A 17,356-nucleotide genomic window follows, 5' to 3' on the forward strand; every position below is an offset into this window, starting at 1 on the left:
GAGCGCTGCAATCGCACTGCAGAGGTCAGGGGTTCGAATCCCCTCAGCTCCACCACCGGGCGGTCCGTAGTTATTCATTTTTTCCTACTCCTCGTCCGCTCGCCCTCTTGAAACTCTCTGCGGCGCACGGATAATCGTTCGCACGATGCCGCGCGGTTTCGACACAATGAGCCATCCGCGTTGGGGCGAATGGTGGGGTGATGGCCCGAGAGATTAATCGCCTGTCGGCGCGCCGTGTGCAGACCATTTCCGAACCGGGCCGGCATGCCGACGGCGGCGGGCTGTACCTTTTCGTCGAGCCGGGCGGCGCAAAGCGCTGGGTCATGCTGTATCACATGGCTGGCCGGCGGCGCGAAATGGGGCTCGGCAACACGATCTCGGTCCCGCTGGCCAAGGCCCGCGAGGCAGCCGCAGAGGCGCGAGCCCTGATTCAGCAGCGAATCGACCCCATCGAAGCGCGTAATTCGACCGTGGCGCCCGCCAAAGCCGCGCCGACATTCGGCGAGGTGGCCGAGGCATACATGGCCGATCGTGAGGCGGCGTGGCGGAATGCCGTGCATCGTCGGCAATGGCGCCAGACCCTTGAGGTGTAAGTCGCGGACATCTGGAAGAGGCCGGTCAACCTCGGCTTCGGTCACGGCCGCAGGAAGGACAGTTCCGCAAGCGGAAGCTGACTCACGACTTCGGGCTCCTGCGTCCCGCCGGTTTCGCGCGTAACGTCCTCCCGCACCCGCCGAAACAGCGTCGCCAGATCAAGGCCGGGCGTCGCGACGTGACGCATCAGGGCTGCCGCATAAGGCGAATGATCAGGCGAAAGAACGGACCACTCGAAGGGAAACTTGCCTGGGCGCGACGCATACGAGACGATAATCTTGGCCGAGCCCTGCATGGCCTCGTCCTGCGAAGATCGCGGGGAGCCACCGCCGTCGGACGCAATTCGGGTATTCCTGAACGTGTCGACGAGAAGCAGACCGAAGCGGCCGACGCCGTCAAGGGACGCCCGGACGGTGTTCAAAGGGATTGATTTCGTCGCCCGGGCCGAGCGATCTTCCGGATCGACCCCGATGGGTATGAGCAGCGTGTCGTTCTCGGAGCCGATTCCCGACCCCGCATAGTAGATGGCGGCCAGTTCCGCCTCCTTGGCCTCCTCCTCGAACCGGCGAAGCTCTCCCAGCATCTCGGCCCTGGAGGCGTTTGTCACGACCCGAACGGAATCGAAACCGGCACGTCGCAGCGCCTCTCCCACGGCCTTGGCGTCGCGGGCAGCGTTCTGCAGATGAAATCGTTCGTAGGTCCCGTTGCCGATCGTCAACGCGATCCGGCGTGGCTGTGGTGGCGAAGGTCGAGAGGCATCGTCTTGCGGTTTCGAGCCGTCCGGATCCTCGAACGCCAGACCGGAGGAACTGACGAGCGCCCGGAAACCCGACGGCCGGTCGGGAGCGGCCACGCCCGCTGTTGGCGCGACGGTGGCAGCGGCGATCTGGATTGCCGCCACAGCAAGGTATTTGAACAATGGCATCATCGACATCTCCTGCTTCAGGCCGGCAACCTATGATAGTTCCGGCCGCTCCGATCAGCAAAATACGTCACCCCCCGACCGCAGCCACCAGCAGCGTCAGAACGGCAATACTCGTTCGAGCCCTGTCCTCACCTTTCAGCAACGTCGTCCCGCCTTCGGCCGCGCGCCGGTACCATGCCATTGCCTCGGCCTTGTTCCAGCCAACGCCTCGGCCATGGTGGAGGTGGGCCGCCAACAGCCGTATGGAGAGGACGAGCCCACCCTCGGCCGCCACGCGGCACAGGCGGACCGCCCCGGCCTGGTCCTCGCGAACGCCGCTCCCGGTTTCGTGCAGGGTGGCCAGATTATGGGCCGCGACGATGCTCTCGCCTTCCGCCGCCTCGCGGAAGAGGACGGCTAGCGCTCCGGCGGAGCACCGGATTTCGCCAGCGCGCGGGCGAGCTGATACTTGATGCGCGGATCCTTCGGCCGCTCCTTGAGCGCCTGCATGCAGCGCGGCACCGCCCGGGCGACGTCGACGACGTCGAACCCGACCCCCGGCACGCCGGCCGGGCGCGTCGTGTCGAGCGGCGAGGCGGCGAGCCGGTCACAGCCGGCCACCTGCGCAGCGGCCGGCTGCCAGCACATGACAGCCAGCCCGAGCCAGAGGATTGCAGCGCATCTTCGCATCATGTTCCCCATCCTTCAGCCGGCGCCGCTCTCCCGCCACCCGCAGGGCGCGGCGTTCTTGTTCTTCCATCGCGCTCCGACCCGCCGGACCGTGCCGGAATCGTCGCGGGCACGGGTCGCATGCGGGTCGGCATCGTCATCATCGGGCGATCGTGTAGGGCATGGTCACGAACGACCAGCGATAGCGGCCATTCGGGATGGTGAGGTCGGGTGTGATATGCGCGGCCTGCACGGCCTCGGCATATTCGACCACGAGACCGCGAGGATCGGAGACCGGCTTCAGGTCGAGATGGGCGCCGATGACGCGCGAAAGATCGAGCGCCTGCTCCGCGACGAGCACCATCAGCGTGCCGGGGCCGGCATCGCGGGCGATGAAGCGGCAGCCGAAGCTCGCATCGGGGATGGTGTAAGGTGCTTTAGCCCGCACGGAGCGAAGGCCGGGATCGCTCCGGCAGGCGCCGCTGGGAAACAGCTGGTACAGCTTCCCGTCGGGGTTGGAATCGAGCACGACGAGCGTGCCGGCCTCGCCGGAGGTGATGCGGAACTGGACCGCGTCGCCGAGCCTGGGGCGCGGGCTCGGCATGATCTCCACCTTCAGCGGAAAGTCGTTGCGGTGGGAGAGCACGCTGGTCGCGTCGGCGACCGCCTGCGTCGCGGTATTGGGAGGGGCGGCGGTTGCGCGGTCCGGCACGAGGAGCGCGGTCCGGTATTCGGGAACGTTCGTCTCAAGCTGCGGAGTCAGACCCGGGCACGCCACGTTGGCGCAAAAAAGCTCGGATTGCTCGCGCACGTAATTGTAGAGGGAGCCGGCCGTGAGGCCGTGCGATCCCGGCGCTTTCGCCTTGTGCAGCCTCTCAACGAAGCTCTGGGTGAAGACGCCTCCCGAGCGATCCTTCCGGTCATAGGCCAACTGGTCGAGCGTGGTCGCAGACCAGACCGCAAGGCTGCCGCGACCTGAATTTCGCGGTCCGACCTTCACGAAGCGCGTCTGCGCCTTCACCTCGGATTGCAGGCTGCGGGTGTAGCCGTCGCCGGCGAGGCCGATCGGAATGCGGGGCGTGATGGTCCGCACGAGCGGCTCGTCGCCGGAGGGGCCATCGAGCCCGCGGGTCACCGAGCCGGAGTGGCAGGAATCTGCCACGACGGTCACGTGTCGATCCTTCAGGCGCTCGAGATAGGAGCCGATCGCTCGGCCCTCGATCATATTTGCGACGCTGTGGCGTACGGGATCGTCGGCAGCGTCCGCCGGCACCAGCGTCGAGGTGAAACGGCCGCGGCCATCGGGATCGGTCACATAGGCGGTCGCGCCGTGGCCGGCGAAGTAGAGGACGACCCGGTCGCCGGGCCGGCTCCCGGCGATCAGCCACTCCTCAAGACCGGCGAGGATGGCCCCGCGGGTCGCCTGGCCGTCGAGCAGAAGGCGGATGTCGCCCTGCTCGAACCCGAACACATCCACGAGGGCATCGGCGAAGGCTCGCGCGTCGGGCACCGCCCCGCGCAGATCCGCCGGGAGCCCGTTCATGCTGATGCCCGGATATCGGTTGATGCCGACGACCAGGGCACGGTCGCGGGCCTGCGCCCCGGCCGAAATGGCGCACAGGATCGCGAGGATCAGGGCGCCAAGGAAAGCATGCTGTCGCACGTCTTGTTTCCCTTGAGTTCCCGGCAGGTGAAAAGGCTCTGGATGCCGATCCTGATGCGCTTGCCGGCGAGGGCGCGCGTCAAGACATCCTCGATCTCGCTGGCACCAGCCTTGTTCCCCTTGAAAGCCCGCCACAATCCGAGTGGCGCCTCGCTGTTGACGAAGACCGCGAAATCGCCGCCGAACGGCTCGAGAACGACCAGCGGCTCGAAATCGAAGCGTCCGGGCCGCTCCTCCGCATCCTCCCGCGGGAAGATGATCTGCACCTCGCCGCTCGCGCTGATGTTGAACAGAGTCGTGTAGGGAAACGGCCTCGGCGCGGTCTCGACGACGAGCCTCTCGTCCTTGAGGAAATAGCGATGTTTCTCGTCCGCGCCCGCGGCTCCGCCCGTCGCGGAGCGGACCGAAACGTTCAGGTTGCCGCTCCGCTCGCTCGCACCGCGCAGGAAGAGCAGCAGGTGCCGGGCATCGACCGCACCCTGGAGGCCGGATCCGTCGAGCCCCGAGACCAGAACGTCGCCGGCCGCATCGAGGAGCTGGCGGCGCTGCGGATCCCAGATCAGGTCGGCGGCCGCCTTGGAGGTCATGAATCTCGCATTGCGCAGGGCCGCGCCGGAGCCGAGGCTATGGATCACCACCTCCGGCGCGGCGGGAAGGTCCGGCACCGGCGGCCTCGCACCGGGCTCCGGCCCGAAGATCGGCATCGTCTCATCCTCGGCGCGGACCTTCTTCTGCGGCGCCTGCTGGTTTTCGGAGCGGTCCTCAACCACCTGCTTGACGAAATCCCATAACGCCCGGAACGTGATCGACCCCGTCCGGCCGGCATCGGCCGCCCCCTCCAGGCCGCGGGCGACGGCGTAGCTGAGGATGCCGCGCTGCCGGCCGTCGATCGGATATTCCTGGATCTTCTTTTCCTCGAGCTGCGCCGTGATCGTGGCCACGGAGGGGATCGGAGGGCGCGGAGCGCGGACCGGCTGCGGCGCGGCATCGGCCGGACTTTCCGCCGAAACGTCAAAGGACTGGAAGCGCGGAGCCCCACCTCCCCGACGGGGATCGACATCCCTGATGCCGGATCCGGCATGGCAGGCATCAGCCACGAAGATGATGCGCACCCCTCTCGCCGCGACATCGCTGAAGAGGTCGTAGAGATGCTCGTCGCGGAGGATCTCCTCGGGACGGGCATCGGGATCGAATGACGGGAACAGGAAGCCCTTGTCGCTGCCGTACGGCGTAGGCCTGGACAAGCGCTTTGCGGGTGTTGCGACGCCGTGGCCGGCGAACGAGAGGACGATGAGATCGCCGGGTCGCGAGCGCGACACGATCTCGCTCCACCGTCGATGGAAGTCGCTCACGCGCGACCGGGGGTCCGTCATCATGACGACGTCGCGGACACCGCGCTTCCTGAGCGCGCCCGCGATATCGTTGGCGTCGGCGACCGCGCCGCGCAGTGCCTGGCCTTTATAGGCGTCGAAGCCGATTGCGAGGGCGTGGATCTCCGCTGACGCGCCGCCAGCCGAACCGATGCCGATCCCGGCGACGAGCGCCGGCAGGAAAGCCGACCGAAGCCGGGCGAAAGCCCTGCGTCTCATGGCTCGCCTCCTGCCAGCTCGACGCGGCGATTGAGCTGGAGGATCTCATCCTCGCTGAGGCGACCGGCATCGGCGCTCCGGTAGGGTTGTCGCTTGCCTTTGGGCTCGAGAACGATGCGGCCCGTGAAGCCGCGGTCGACCAGGAGCTGTTTGACCGCCTGCAGCCGCCGCGCCGACAGCTTCATGTTGTAGTCGTCGGTTCCGCGCATATCGGCGTGACCGGTCAGGCGAATGCTCGCGAAACTCCGCGCGGTCACGCATTCGGCGAGCGCATCGGCCGCCTGCCGGCCCTTGGCGGTGAAGGTGGTCGAGTCCGTGTCGAACTCGATCGGCAAGGGAGTGCTTTCGGCCGCGAATCCCCGGACTTTGGTCAGGAACACGCCGCCGCATTGGCCGTCCCGCGTGCGGACCAGCTCGAAGGCGGGTGCGAGGAGCTTGGCCTCGGTCATCCGACGCCGAAGCCCCGCGATCTGTGCGCTGGGGGGAGCGCCCGGCTCGCCGAACGCGGCGCAGGCCGGTTCCTCGGCGAGATCGTTCACGGCCATCTCGTAGGCCCGCGCGGCCCGGCCATAGGCCCGCTTGTCGCCTTTGAGCCCGTCCTCGAACTCCAGATCGCCTTCGGCCACGAGAAGCTGCCAAGGCGCCCCGAAGGATTTGCCTTTTCTGATCGTCTCCCGAAGCTCCCCGGTCTTCATGGTCGAGGCGCCTGCGATCACCGCATTGCGGTACAGGATGCCGACCAGGCGGCCCGTGCAGAAGGTCGTCTTCGCCGGGCAGGTCGAGCGCGGCTCGCGCGCTCTGCGGTAGATCGCTTCGAGCTGCGCGAGATGGCCGGACCGGAAGGTCGCGGCCACGGACGCCGCGTCGCATGCCGGCCCCTCCTGCGCCCACGCATCGGGCGCGAACGCGAGAAAGCCGATGAGGGAACATAATGTGAAACACTGGCATGCCGTTGCACGCATCGTGAGCCTGGGCATCATGAGAGCCTGCTCCGGGAAAAATCGTCGTGCGTCACAATATGGCAAAACCGCCCCACGTCTGGAAGTTGCAAGAGCTCCCAACGGTTGGGAGGGCGGGCCGGCTCGGCGCCTCACTGCCTTGCGATGGCGAAGTCGAAATCCGGGACGGTTGCGGGCCGGATCATGACGGGGCTCTGGGTGCCCCCGGTGAGGCTCTTGACGCGCTCGCGCACATAGGCGTCGAGGGCCGAGGTGGTGATGGCGCCCGTGCCCAGGAGATCGGCCTTGGCCGGCTGGCCGGGGAGGCCCAGGCCCTCGACCACCGCCTTGGTGAAGGCGCCGTTGCCCCAGGCCGGGTTCTCCTGGCTCACCTGCTTGCCGGTCGAGGCCGTGAACATCACAACGCCCCGCTCTGCCTGCGCGAAGCCGTTGACCACGCTGTTGATGTCCAGGCCCCCACGGCGACCGCCCGCCCCCGCGATCGCACCGGAATGGCACGCGTCCAGGAACAGCAGGGCCTTCCCCGCCAAGGCCGACAGCGCGTCCTGGAGGTCCTCGCGCGGCACGGCGGTCGCCCGCAGACGCGCCGTGTCGCTGTCCGCCGCCAGGAAGTAGAAGCGGCCGCGCTCGTCGAGCAGGCCGTGCCCCGCCAGATAGACCACGCCGATATCCGCGCTCGTCACCTGCTGCGTCAGCCAGTCGAGGCCCTCCCGGATGCCCGCCGCGCTGGCCTGCCCGTCCACCAGCATCCGCACCGTCACATCGCCGTAGAGCCCGCCCTTCTGGTGCGCCAGCGTGGCCGCGAAGTCGCGCGCGTCCTTGGCCGCGTAGGCGAGCGCATAGTCAGGATTGGCATAGGCCGAGATGCCGATCACCAGCGCGTAGAGCTTGGGCTTGAGCAGCTCTGCCCCGGCGGCGACCCCGGCCCGGGTCAACCGCACCTGGACCACCTCGCCCGCCCGCTCCCCCGTGCGCGCGAACAGCCCGACCTGATGCGTCCCCGGCGGGAGCGACACCGTCAGGCTGCCACGGCAGCCCTGGAGGCCCCCCTCCAGACGGCCCCGGCCCTGCGTCTCCGCGAGGCAGCGGCTCACCGGCTCGAAACGGTCCTCGATTCGGCCGAGCCCCCGCCCGGCCCCCGCCGGGCGCCCGTCCACCAGCGCCTCGATCCGGTCGACCGGCAGGCCCGCCGGCGAGCGCACCAGATAGTCGATCCGAACGCTCGCCCCCGCCACCGTCGTGCCCTCGCCCGGTGACAGGATCGAGACGACCGGCGGCAGCAAGTCCGCGATCGGCTTCGCCGGCGCCACACGGCCCGGAAGCGCCGCATTCGCCTGGCGCACTGCCTCGTCCTCGTCCAGCGTGGCCAGCACCCGCTCGACGATATCGGGCCGGGCATAGGTGTCGCGGAACTTCGAGGTCGGGAAGAAATCCGCCGGCTGCTCCCAGCCGCGGTTGACGTGCCAGCCGATCAGTTCCTCGCCGCCGGGCGAGGCGGCATAATAGCCCCTGGGCGTCCAGGCCACCCAGGCCTTCGTCTGCCGGTCGACGAAGAGCGCCAGCAACTCGGCCCCGTCCCGCCAGCGGTGCCAGCGCACGGTGCCGTCCCCATAGGCCGCCACGATCAATTCGCCGTCACGGGCGAGGTTCACGCCCCAGACGACGCCCGGCCCGGCCCGGTCCGGCCAGCGCTCCCGGCCCGACGCATCGTAGGCGCGCAGCGACCACTCGGTCCCGAGCACGAAGCCGGACCGGTCGGGCCGCACCGCAAGAGAGCGGGTGACCTCGTATTCCCGGAGCGCGATCGGCTTGCCGCCGAGGCGGGGATGCATCGTGTCCATCCACTCCGTCACGGCGATGCCGCCGGTCCGCGGCGGGATCAGGCCCGGCACGGCCGCAGCCGCCTGGGTCAGCATCGACCGGCCGAGATCGAACAGCACAGGCTGGTTGGCGGCCCGGCCCAGCCCGAACCGGATCTGCCGCCCGTCGGACGAGACCGTGAAGGCCTCGCCCAGTTTGTCCCGCATGTCTGGGCTGCGGCCCCGCGCCAGGGTGACAGCCTGTCCGTCAGGCCGCAGCAACCCGAAGGACGGGTCCGCCGCCCCGAACCCCACCCCATCCCCGCAGGGCGCGAGCGACATGATCGTGTCGTCCGCCGCCGGTGCCTCTGGACCCAGCCGACGCCCCTCGGGCGTGAAGCTCAGCAGTCGACGACGGCCGTTGCGGTCGGAGTACCTCCCCCCCGCCACCAGCCGGCGTCCATCCGCCGACCAGGCCACTCTGCCAAGATTACCCTTATTGATGCCGCGCGTGTCGACTGCTCCGATCCGGCGCAGGCTCGCCGCTTCGTAGAGGTCCACGGACGCCGTGTCGGCGTATCCGACCGCGAGCCGGCGGCCGGTCGGATCGACCGCGACCGAGAAGGGCTCCTTGCCACCCTCGGTCACGACCTTGGCGGCGAGACGCCCGTCCGGTCCGTAGCGCCGCAGGAAGCCGTCATCCCCGACCGCATGGAGCGAGCCGTCCGGACTGAAGGCGACGCCGTAGCTGGCCTTGCCGCCGTAATCGCGGTCGGCCGTCAACTCGCGGCCCGACGCCACCTCCACCACACGCACGCCCTGGCCCCCGCCGAGCGCCACCGCCAAGCGCCGCCCATCCGCCGAGAAGGCAAGATGGGTGATCACACTGCCGAAGCTGCCGAGCCGGCGTATCGACAGGCCCGTCGCGCTGTCGAACAGGGACACGCTCATGTTCCTGCCGGTGTCCCAGGTCGCGTCCCATCCTCCGGCCGCCACCCAGGCGCCGTCCGGCGAGACCGCGACCGAAAAGACCTTGCCGCCGTCCCCGCCCCCGATCGGCAGGCGCTGGGTGCGCAGGAGCCTCCCCTCCGGCATCGACCACAGCCGCACCGTCTTGTCGAGGGACCCGCTCACCAGGAGGCGGCAGCTCCGATCGGCCCCGAGGCGCCAGATGGGAGCCGTGTGCATCCCCGTCTCGATCCGCAGGACGGGGCGCGGGTCGGGAGCGGGCAGTCCCGGCTGGGCCTGCGCGGGCACCGCAAGACAAAGCCCGGCCAGGAGCGGCGCAAATACCACCACGCTCAAGAGAGCAAGGAGCAGGGGTACGATATGCAGGCCGCGACGATCTCTGTGGCCGCCGATCCGCGGAGCGTCCGCATATTGCGCAAGGGGACGCTGTTGTCCCGAAGGCGATAACGCACCCGCTCTGAAGATCCACATGGAGATTCTCCAGGCACCTCTGCCGACAAAGAGAACGTCGACGTTACCGCGAGCGACATAGCACGCGCCGCCAGCGCCCAGAAGATCGCAACAAAGCCGCTGCTCTCCAAACGATTTGGAAGGCACTCGCGGCCCGCGGCGTAGCACGAGAAGACTTTCAGAGCCGATCCGGCCTCCGGCCCATGCGCCGGGAGGTTCGCCAATTTCTTGGCGCGGACGTCCACCGATTGCCCGGCCATCTCGAAGACGCGAGCGATCTCCGGGACGCGGACGCCGGCCTTCACCATCTCCTCGAACAGCGCGGCGCCGTCCGGCTTCCGGCCCGGCCTCTGAACGGCCGTAGCAGCCGCGCAGGCTGGTCCGGCTTTGATTCTCCGGATTGGAGGGCGTCGTGATGATCTTCGTCACGATGGCGCCAGGCACGCCGAGCTTGAACGCCAGCCGGGCCATCGCCAGCGTGCCCGCCACGACGTTCGTGGTTTCCTGGCCCGGCTCGCTGGTGCCGGGACGAGGTGCCTGGTCAGTGCCAGTCCTCATGGTAGACGAATTTTGGCATGCTCCAGCCGAAGCGCAAGGCGAGCAGCCTCAGCGCCAAGCCGATTGACATGGCAAGTACCGCCGAAAGGCCGTGATTAAAGCCGAAGTGTCGGCCAGCAATGTAGAGCAGGCCCGTCGCGACAGAAACCGTCGCATAGAGTTCCGAGCGGAAAAGCAAGGGAACGTCCGCGCAGAGGATGTCACGCAGAACGCCGCCAACACAGCCGGTGATCATTCCAGACGCAATCACGATGATGAGCGGCATGTTCATGCCGATCGCCACTCCGCAGCCGATCACAGTGAAGACGACGAGCCCGACAGCATCGAGGAAAAGGAACAATCGCCGCAGCGAATGCATGAAGCGGGCGATCGGTATCGTCGCGAGCGCCGCAGCGCCCGTGAGGAGCAGGTAACTCGGATGCTCGACCCATGACAGCGGGTGATGGTCGAGCAGAACATCACGCGCCGAACCTCCTCCCAATGCGGTGACGCAACCGAGCAGAATGACCCCGATCCAATCCATCTCACGGCGGCCCGCTGCAAGCGCAGCCGTCATGGCTTCAGCGACGATAGCCGCGAGATAGAGCGCGTGGATGATCTGGTCGGCCATAGCTCAACATTCGGGCAGGCTCCCGCCCGCCGGGAAGCGCCTGCATGATGCAGGTGCCTTGTCTCCCAATTTGATGAAAACCGCGAGGGCACCGGTTCCTCTTGAACGCCTCGTGCCGCTGCCGAGCCCGACAACTCGATGCGCTGGCAGCGATGGACATCGAGGCGAGAGCCCTCGGCCAGAAGGGGATCGAGGCGAACCTTGCAGCCGGGAAGGACGTGGAAAAGCTGGAGCCTCTGACGGCCGCGGCGTTCAGGGAGGTGCGAGTTCCGAGGTACCTGGTTCCGTGTTTGATCGGAACCAGTCGGCGATCTGCTCCTCGTCCATCGACCCGTCGGCGATTGCGAGCCAAGTCGTGACGATATCCGCCAAGTCTGCGGTCACCGTCAGGCCGTTCAATTCGAGGAACGTGACGGAGACCACTTCGGAGGTTCGCTTGTTCCCGTCCACGAACGGATGGTTCCGGGCGATCCCGAAGGCATAGGCAGCAGCGAGAGCGCATAGGTCAGGTTCGTCATAGGCCGCGAGGTTCTGAGGGCGTCCCAAAGCGGATTCGAGAGCGCTGTCGTCCCGTGTTCCCGGCGAGCCGCCGTGTTCGGCGATCTGCTCGTCGTGGATCGCCAGGACGACGGCCTTGTGGATCCAGAAGGGCATCACTTCGCGAGTTCGCGGAGCGCCGCCCGATGCTTCTTCATGACGGCGCGGGCAACCTTCATCTGCTCCTCGAAATCAGGCGCATAGGGAGTGATCCGGAACCCGTCCGGGGCCTCGGTCAGGTAGATGACATCGCCCTTCTCGACACGGAGCTTGTCACGCACCTCCTTGGGGAGCACGACGCCGACCGAGTTGCCGACCTGGGTGAGTTTGAGCGCAACCATAACGTCCTCCTCGGCGCGAGGATGTAATAACGACGGTTAGAATGTAGCGTTGAGAGACGCTCCAATCAACGGGTCGTTGATTGGACAGGGAGCGGCATAGCTGAGCGGTTCAGCCAGGCATGAAACCCGGATCGGGAGACATCCAGCGCGTCGCAAAGCCATGCCACCGGCCAGATCGCACGGTGCCTCGCAACGAAAGCGAATCTCATATCGATTCCCTCGCGAAGTAGGCTGCGGCCATTTTTTGGATATCGCGCTCCGCCTTGAGCTTGGCGACCTCACGCCGCAAACGCTCGATCTCGAGGTGCTCCGGCTTCATCTGGCCGTGCCGGGAAAGGCCTGCCCAGGATCGGCGGCAAACTCCTTCACCCATTTGCGCAGCACGTTCTCATGGACTTCGAGATCCCGCGCCGCCTGCGCGACACTCATCCCTCGATCCTCGATCAGCCGAACCGCCTCGATCTTGAATTCACGCCCAAATCGCCTTCGCTGCATACGCCACCTCCGGCTTCAGGAAACACCTAATCTCGGTGTCCACGAAACCGGCAGCAGGCCAGTTCGCTTCGTCATGGCTCCATCCTCTCAAGAGGGGGGGGAGCCTCCGGAAATCCCGGCGCGGTTCAGCGGAGCCGCTTTATTGCGAGACGCTGGAGATCCGGGAGCGAGTTCTGGGACCGGACCATCCCGAAGCGGCGCCATGACCATGGACACAGGCCAAGGTCACGGCGAGAGCCGGGAAAATCCAGGCCCTCGGGCTGTGGATCGGCGCAGGGCCGGCGTCAGACGATTCCGGTCGTGTAGTAGACGAGGATCACGAAGAGGACCGCCAGCGTCTTCAGCACCGTGATCGCGAAGATGTCGCCATAGGACTGCCTGTGGCTCAGCCCGGTGACGAACAGGAGCGTGATGACCGCGCCGTTGTGAGGCAGGGTGTCCATGCCCCCGCTCGCCATCGCCGCGACCCGGTGCACCACTTCCAGCGGGATGTTCGCCGCCGCCGCCGCCTCCTTGAACTGGCCGGACATGGCGGCGAGCGCGATGCTGAGTCCCCCGGAGGCCGAGCCGGTGATCCCGGCCAGCGCGCTCACCGTCACGCCGATCTTGACCAGCGGGTTGGGGATCGCCTGGAGCATGCCGGCGATGACGAGGAAGCCGGGCAGCGAGGCGATCACCCCGCCGAAGCCGTATTCGGAGGCGGTATTCATCGACGCCAGGAGCGAGCCCGCGACAGCCGCCTTGGTGCCCTCGGCGAATTTCGCCGCCACCGCCTTCCAGGCGAAGGCGAGCACGGTCAGGATGCCGAGGATCAGCGCCCCCATCACCGCCCAGATCGCCGTCACCGGGCCGATCTGGGTGATGAGTGGCTCATGGCCGACGAGCTGGACCTTCTGGGTCGTGCCGAAGACGATCGGGATCGCCGAGGTCAGGACCTTGTTCATCACCCCCACCACGATCAGCGGCAGGATGGCGACCCAGGGATTCGGCAGGTTCTCCTCGGAGAGCGGCTCAGGCTCGTTGACATGGCCGGTCCCATAACCTTCGCCCTGGGCCTTGGCGGTCCGGCGACGGAATTCGAGATAGGCCATGCCGAGCACGAAGATGAAGACCGACCCCAGTACGCCGAGCACGGGCGCTGCCCAGGTCGTGGTGCCGAAGAAGGTCGAGGGGATGATGTTCTGGATCTGCGGCGTGCCCGGCAGAGCGTCCATGGTGAAGGAGAAGGCGCCGAGCGCAACCGTTCCCGGGATCAGCCGCTTGGGAATGTCGCTCGAGCGGAACATCTCGGCGGCGAAAGGATAGACCGCGAAGACCACGACGAAGAGCGAGACGCCGCCATAGGTGAGGATCGCGCAGACCAGCACGATCGAGAGCATCGCGCGCTGCGCCCCCACCACCCCGATCACCGCCCGGACGATGGTCTTGGAGAAGCCGGAAATCTCGATCACCTTGCCGAAGACCGCGCCGAGCAGGAAGACCGGGAAATAGAGCCGGACGAACCCCGCCAGCTTCTCCATGAAGATGCCGGTGAACATGGACGGCACGGCGTCGGGCTGGGTCAGCAGCACAGCGAGCATCGCCGCGATCGGGGCGAAGAGGATAACGCTGAAGCCGCGATAGGCCACGAACATCAGCAGACAGAGGGATAAAAGTACAATCAGGAAATCCATGCTGTTCCTCCCGACGCTCGACGATCCGTGCCAAGTTGAAGGCGAGGTTAAGCACGTGCCACGCCCGGCGGAAACAAAATTCCTGGTGGACGCGCCCGTTCCGCCGCCGCGAGGGCGGTCGGTCCGGCGGATTGCGCAGCGCGGCTGCTCTCGTGAATGGTGGAACGGCGCCGGCGCGCCAGCGTCTGGCCGAGCCGGCGGCACAGGAAGGCGGAAGAGGAGTGGCGCGATATCCGCCCCGGTAGAGGGGGCCTCGAGGTCGTCCACCATCCCGGCACAGGCATGCTCGACCTGATCGTGAACCTACGCCTGGTTGTCGTTCACGACCACGTCCACTTTGTGCCCCAGCGGGCCCACAAGGGTGTTCACCCGCTCGCGGATCGCCTCGATGCCGGCGACGGTGCGCAAGGCCTGCCGAAGCGGCTCGGGCCAAGCCTGCCATGGCCGGGCTCCGCGAACCGGGCCACCGCCTCAGAGAGGTTTCGACATCCGGCGGCGGAGATCCGACCGGCTTTTCCAAAAGGCTTCTGGATCGCGATGATGCTTCGTCGAAGCGCCATTGCGATCCAGCTTGTCATTTGAGCATGATCTCTTCGAAAGACACCACTCCTCGGATCCTGCTTCAATAGAGCCCGCTCTCAACCAGGCGACGTTCGATCTCCAGGCTCTTGATGTCTTTCTCCTCGTCGGCCACGACTTCCGTGAGCACGTCGCGGCTCGAGAGCACGCCCACGAGCTTGCCGTTCTCGATCACGGGCAGGTGGCGGATGTGGTGCTGACGCATCAGGACGTTGCATTCCTCGACGGTCTCGTCCGACGACACGGTCACAAGCTCGGTGGTCATGAGGTCTTTGACGTGCGTGGCTACGGCAGTGCGGCCCTTCAGCTCCACTTTGCGGGCATAGTCGCGCTCCGAGAAAATCCCGACAAGCCGCTCGCCGTCGAGCACGAGTACGGCACCGATATTGCTCTCCGCCATCACCTCGAGCGCCTTGAGCACGGTGTCGTCGGGGAGAACGCCGATCTGCCCGGTATTCTTGCGCGCGAGCAGCTGCCGAACGCGCGTAACGTGCCTCTCCGCCATTCCACCCTCCTCCGATCGGCGCCGACGGCGTCGATTAGGTGCGGCGCACGGCCTCCGCCAATCTATTCAACCGAGCCTCGCGCAGCAAGTTCGAGGCCGCCCCGATTCCAAGCCTCGCCGGCCAGGGGAAAGATCGCGCCTCGCCGTACTGGCCCCGCAGGGCCGGAACGGCGAGGAGCGAGGAGCGGTTGGAGAGAGGCGATATCTTCCCTTCGCATCACACCGGGTAGCGCAGGATCGCCGCCAGCGCCCCGCCGCCCGGAATGTCGGCGGCGCGCGCCGACACCACCCGCGCGCCGGACAGCAGCGCGCGGCGGGTGATCTCGTCGGTGACGCTGTAGTTCACGCCGTCGGCCTTCTCTGCAAAGGTCACCGCCCCGTCCTCATCCGCCACGGTGCCGGGCAGGTCGGCGTCCATGTCCACCACCAGCGTGTCGATCGCACCGAAGGTCGCGGCTCGGGCTGCGGTGGCGATCTCGTTCGTCGCGCGGCCCTGGCTGGCGCGCGCGGCATAGAGCGTGCCGAGTTCCTCGACCTGACCCGCGTAGACGCGGTCCAGCACCGACCGGGCGGCAGCGGCGAGCTCATGATCCGGCGAATGGTCGGCGCTGCCCGGAATCGCTTCCGGGGCGAGGTGCGGGTAGCTGCAAACGGCACGGTAAAGCGACGCCAGCGGTTCCGCCGCGACGATGATCAACGGGCGCTCGTGGCCCGACAGCACCGGACGGAGCGCCTGATCCACGGCGCGGGCATATCGCGTCATGGAAGCGTGCTCGCTGGTGCTCTCGCCGCTCAGCATGTCGCCCTTGCGCTCGATGTGGCTGCGCCGTCCGAGCGCGTCGGCGGCGTTGCGCGGCAGGCCGGGCACCTTGACCTCGTGCGGCGGCATGTCGGCCGAGACCTCCACGAGCCGAACCGCGCCCATGCTGATGACCAGCAACCAGGCGTGATGCGGGAAGGTGACCGAGCGCAGCAGCGGCTTGAGGTGGAAGCGATCGGCGACTTCCATTCCCTCCGCCAGCTTGTTGGGCAGACGGAAGGTGCGCACGGCCTCGGGTGTGGCGAAGATGGCGAGGCTGTTGGCCTGCTCGGCCCAAAAGTCGTCGTCCTCGACAAGGTGCCCGACGGCATCCTCGACGGCGCGGACGGCACGTTTCGGGGTATCTACCCCCTCCATCTCGGCGACGGCCGATTTCAGCAAGTTCTTGAGGGCGATGCGGTCGGCCTGCACATCCTGCGTCAGGGGCGTGGTCGGCAAATAGAGAGAGACGGCCGGGCTACCACGAAAACCCGCGAGACGCTCGATCTCGCTGCGCGTGGGAACATCAATGTGGAGCACGGCAAGGCCTCGCAACGAACGGGCGCCCCGTTTACTATAGGCGACGGCTTTTGCAATCCGGACGGGAGCCTGACCTGGACAGGGCCGCGGCTTTTCTCATGGTCTGGATTTTGCGGTGGCCGGCGAGATTGGAGCGTGCGACGCAGGGCGTATCGGCGGGAGTATGAGGAGTTTCGTGTGCGGGCGCGATGTCTTTCAGTTGCGGCACCGATTCCATGATCATCCACAGCGCCCGGCGATCGTCAGGCGCGATCAGCGCGCCGTTCGGGTCGCCAGCAGGCTCTCGAAGAGTACGCCCTGTTTTGTCATCGGCGTCCCAGCGGCCGCATCCGCGTCTTCGCATCCCGCGACGACGACGCCCAAGGCAACAGCAACTGTAATGCTAAAGCAGCATCTCTCGAAGAAGATCCGAGTGCTGGGTCACATGCTCGCCGAGCAGGGCGCGGGCAGCCTGCGGATCGCGATCCGCGATTGCCCGGGCGACCGGCCGCTGGTCGAGAGGCCCCAGTTCGCGCCGGTTCGCCTGGCGACGGCAAAAATGCCAGAGCCTCAGGGACAGGTTGAAATGCATCTCCAGAATAGGAAGGAGGAACGAGTTCCTCGCCATGGCGTAGATCTGCCTGTGGAACCGCGCGTCGCCGCTCATCTTGTCCACGATGACGCGCTCCTGATAAAGCGCATCGGCGAGCGCCACGAGTTCCTCCGCCTCCTCTTTCGTGCCACGAACGGCCGCAAGCGCCCCGGCTAGTCCTTCCATCTCATAACGCACCTCGCGGATCGCCTGCTGGTCGGTGATCACGATCTCGGAGGCGAATATTCCCCGCCGCGGATAGATCGTCACGAGCCGCTCGCGTTCCAGCCTCCTCAATGCTTCCCGGATCGGTGCGATACCCACGCCGAGCCTTTGGCTGAGGGCGCGCTCGTTGAGCGGCTCCATCGGCTCGAATTCCAGCCTGATCAGTCCGTCGCGCAGCTTCCTGTACGCCTTGTCGCTCAGCCGCTCGCCATCGACGGGGCGGTCCGCATCGTGATGCTCGTGCATGGCGATCTGTTCGTTTTTCATCGTACCGGCCAGGACTTCGTACTCACGCTCGGCTGCCCCCGCACGATCCGTCCCCATGCA

The 17,356-nt window shown here is 67.0% G+C and carries 16 protein-coding genes and 1 pseudogene; 3 read left to right on the forward strand and 14 right to left on the reverse strand.

What is annotated here, in order from left to right:
* Positions 1-200 precede the first annotated feature (200 nt).
* On the forward strand, positions 201-593 hold the full coding sequence (locus PKD06_RS06120; RefSeq protein WP_324378629.1) for an Arm DNA-binding domain-containing protein: 393 nt from the start codon (positions 201-203) through the stop codon (positions 591-593).
* 41 nt (positions 594-634) lie between these two features.
* Here PKD06_RS06120 and PKD06_RS06125 read toward each other — a convergent pair whose 3' ends face one another.
* Positions 635-1,522: a caspase family protein gene (locus tag PKD06_RS06125; protein ID WP_324378631.1), complete on the reverse strand. Its 888-nt coding sequence runs from the start codon at positions 1,520-1,522 to the stop codon at positions 635-637.
* On the opposite strand from PKD06_RS06125, the gene PKD06_RS06130 reads away from it, so the two are divergent.
* Complete coding sequence (locus tag PKD06_RS06130) at positions 1,506-1,919, forward strand: hypothetical protein (RefSeq protein WP_324378633.1); 414 nt, start codon at positions 1,506-1,508, stop codon at positions 1,917-1,919. The two genes, PKD06_RS06125 and PKD06_RS06130, sit on opposite strands and share 17 nt — an antisense overlap.
* Here the strand turns inward: PKD06_RS06130 and PKD06_RS06135 are convergent.
* The 10 genes and pseudogenes from PKD06_RS06135 to PKD06_RS06180 form a co-directional block, all read right to left on the reverse strand.
* The gene (locus PKD06_RS06135) at positions 1,916-2,191 is read right to left on the reverse strand and encodes a hypothetical protein (protein ID WP_324378635.1); all 276 of its coding nucleotides are present in this window, start codon (positions 2,189-2,191) and stop codon (positions 1,916-1,918) included. The two genes, PKD06_RS06130 and PKD06_RS06135, sit on opposite strands and share 4 nt — an antisense overlap.
* A 136-nt stretch (positions 2,192-2,327) precedes the next feature.
* The gene (locus tag PKD06_RS06140) at positions 2,328-3,830 is read right to left on the reverse strand and encodes a caspase family protein (protein ID WP_324378637.1); all 1,503 of its coding nucleotides are present in this window, start codon (positions 3,828-3,830) and stop codon (positions 2,328-2,330) included.
* Complete coding sequence (locus PKD06_RS06145; protein ID WP_324378639.1) at positions 3,800-5,419, reverse strand: caspase family protein; 1,620 nt, start codon at positions 5,417-5,419, stop codon at positions 3,800-3,802. Before PKD06_RS06145 ends, PKD06_RS06140 begins: the two co-directional genes overlap by 31 nt.
* Entirely contained in the window at positions 5,416-6,480 is a 1,065-nt protein-coding gene (locus PKD06_RS06150; RefSeq protein ID WP_324378641.1) for an OmpA family protein, read from the reverse strand. The genes PKD06_RS06145 and PKD06_RS06150 overlap by 4 nt, the downstream gene beginning before the upstream one ends.
* A gap of 29 nt (positions 6,481-6,509) precedes the next feature.
* Positions 6,510-10,154, reverse strand: coding sequence for a caspase family protein (locus PKD06_RS06155; RefSeq protein WP_324378643.1), 3,645 nt, complete (start codon positions 10,152-10,154; stop codon positions 6,510-6,512).
* A complete protein-coding gene (locus PKD06_RS06160) occupies positions 10,138-10,764 on the reverse strand; it encodes a trimeric intracellular cation channel family protein (RefSeq protein ID WP_324378645.1) in 627 nt (208 codons plus the stop codon). Before PKD06_RS06160 ends, PKD06_RS06155 begins: the two co-directional genes overlap by 17 nt.
* A gap of 252 nt (positions 10,765-11,016) precedes the next feature.
* Positions 11,017-11,418, reverse strand: coding sequence for a type II toxin-antitoxin system death-on-curing family toxin (locus tag PKD06_RS06165; RefSeq protein WP_324378647.1), 402 nt, complete (start codon positions 11,416-11,418; stop codon positions 11,017-11,019).
* Positions 11,418-11,642 (reverse strand): AbrB/MazE/SpoVT family DNA-binding domain-containing protein, encoded by a 225-nt coding sequence (locus tag PKD06_RS06170; protein ID WP_324378649.1) that lies wholly within the window; start codon positions 11,640-11,642, stop codon positions 11,418-11,420. Before PKD06_RS06170 ends, PKD06_RS06165 begins: the two co-directional genes overlap by 1 nt.
* Positions 11,643-11,743: 101 nt before the next feature.
* A pseudogene (locus PKD06_RS06175) lies at positions 11,744-12,137 on the reverse strand (transposase); the annotation flags it as partial.
* Between the two features lie 284 nt (positions 12,138-12,421).
* On the reverse strand, positions 12,422-13,810 hold the full coding sequence (locus PKD06_RS06180; protein WP_324378651.1) for a GntP family permease: 1,389 nt from the start codon (positions 13,808-13,810) through the stop codon (positions 12,422-12,424).
* Between the two features lie 282 nt (positions 13,811-14,092).
* On the opposite strand from PKD06_RS06180, the gene PKD06_RS06185 reads away from it, so the two are divergent.
* Positions 14,093-14,392, forward strand: a complete 300-nt coding sequence (locus PKD06_RS06185) for a hypothetical protein (RefSeq protein ID WP_324378653.1) — start codon at positions 14,093-14,095, stop codon at positions 14,390-14,392.
* Between the two features lie 40 nt (positions 14,393-14,432).
* On the opposite strand, the gene PKD06_RS06190 is transcribed toward PKD06_RS06185, so the two are convergent.
* The 3 genes from PKD06_RS06190 to PKD06_RS06200 form a co-directional block, all read right to left on the reverse strand.
* Positions 14,433-14,894 (reverse strand): CBS domain-containing protein, encoded by a 462-nt coding sequence (locus PKD06_RS06190; protein WP_324378655.1) that lies wholly within the window; start codon positions 14,892-14,894, stop codon positions 14,433-14,435.
* Positions 14,895-15,111: 217 nt separating this feature from the next.
* Positions 15,112-16,233, reverse strand: a complete 1,122-nt coding sequence (locus PKD06_RS06195) for a hypothetical protein (RefSeq protein WP_324378657.1) — start codon at positions 16,231-16,233, stop codon at positions 15,112-15,114.
* A gap of 382 nt (positions 16,234-16,615) precedes the next feature.
* Entirely contained in the window at positions 16,616-17,353 is a 738-nt protein-coding gene (locus PKD06_RS06200; protein WP_324378659.1) for a GntR family transcriptional regulator, read from the reverse strand.
* Positions 17,354-17,356 lie beyond the last annotated feature (3 nt).

Source organism: Enterovirga sp., assembly GCF_035325185.1.
Lineage (GTDB): Bacteria > Pseudomonadota > Alphaproteobacteria > Rhizobiales > Beijerinckiaceae > Enterovirga.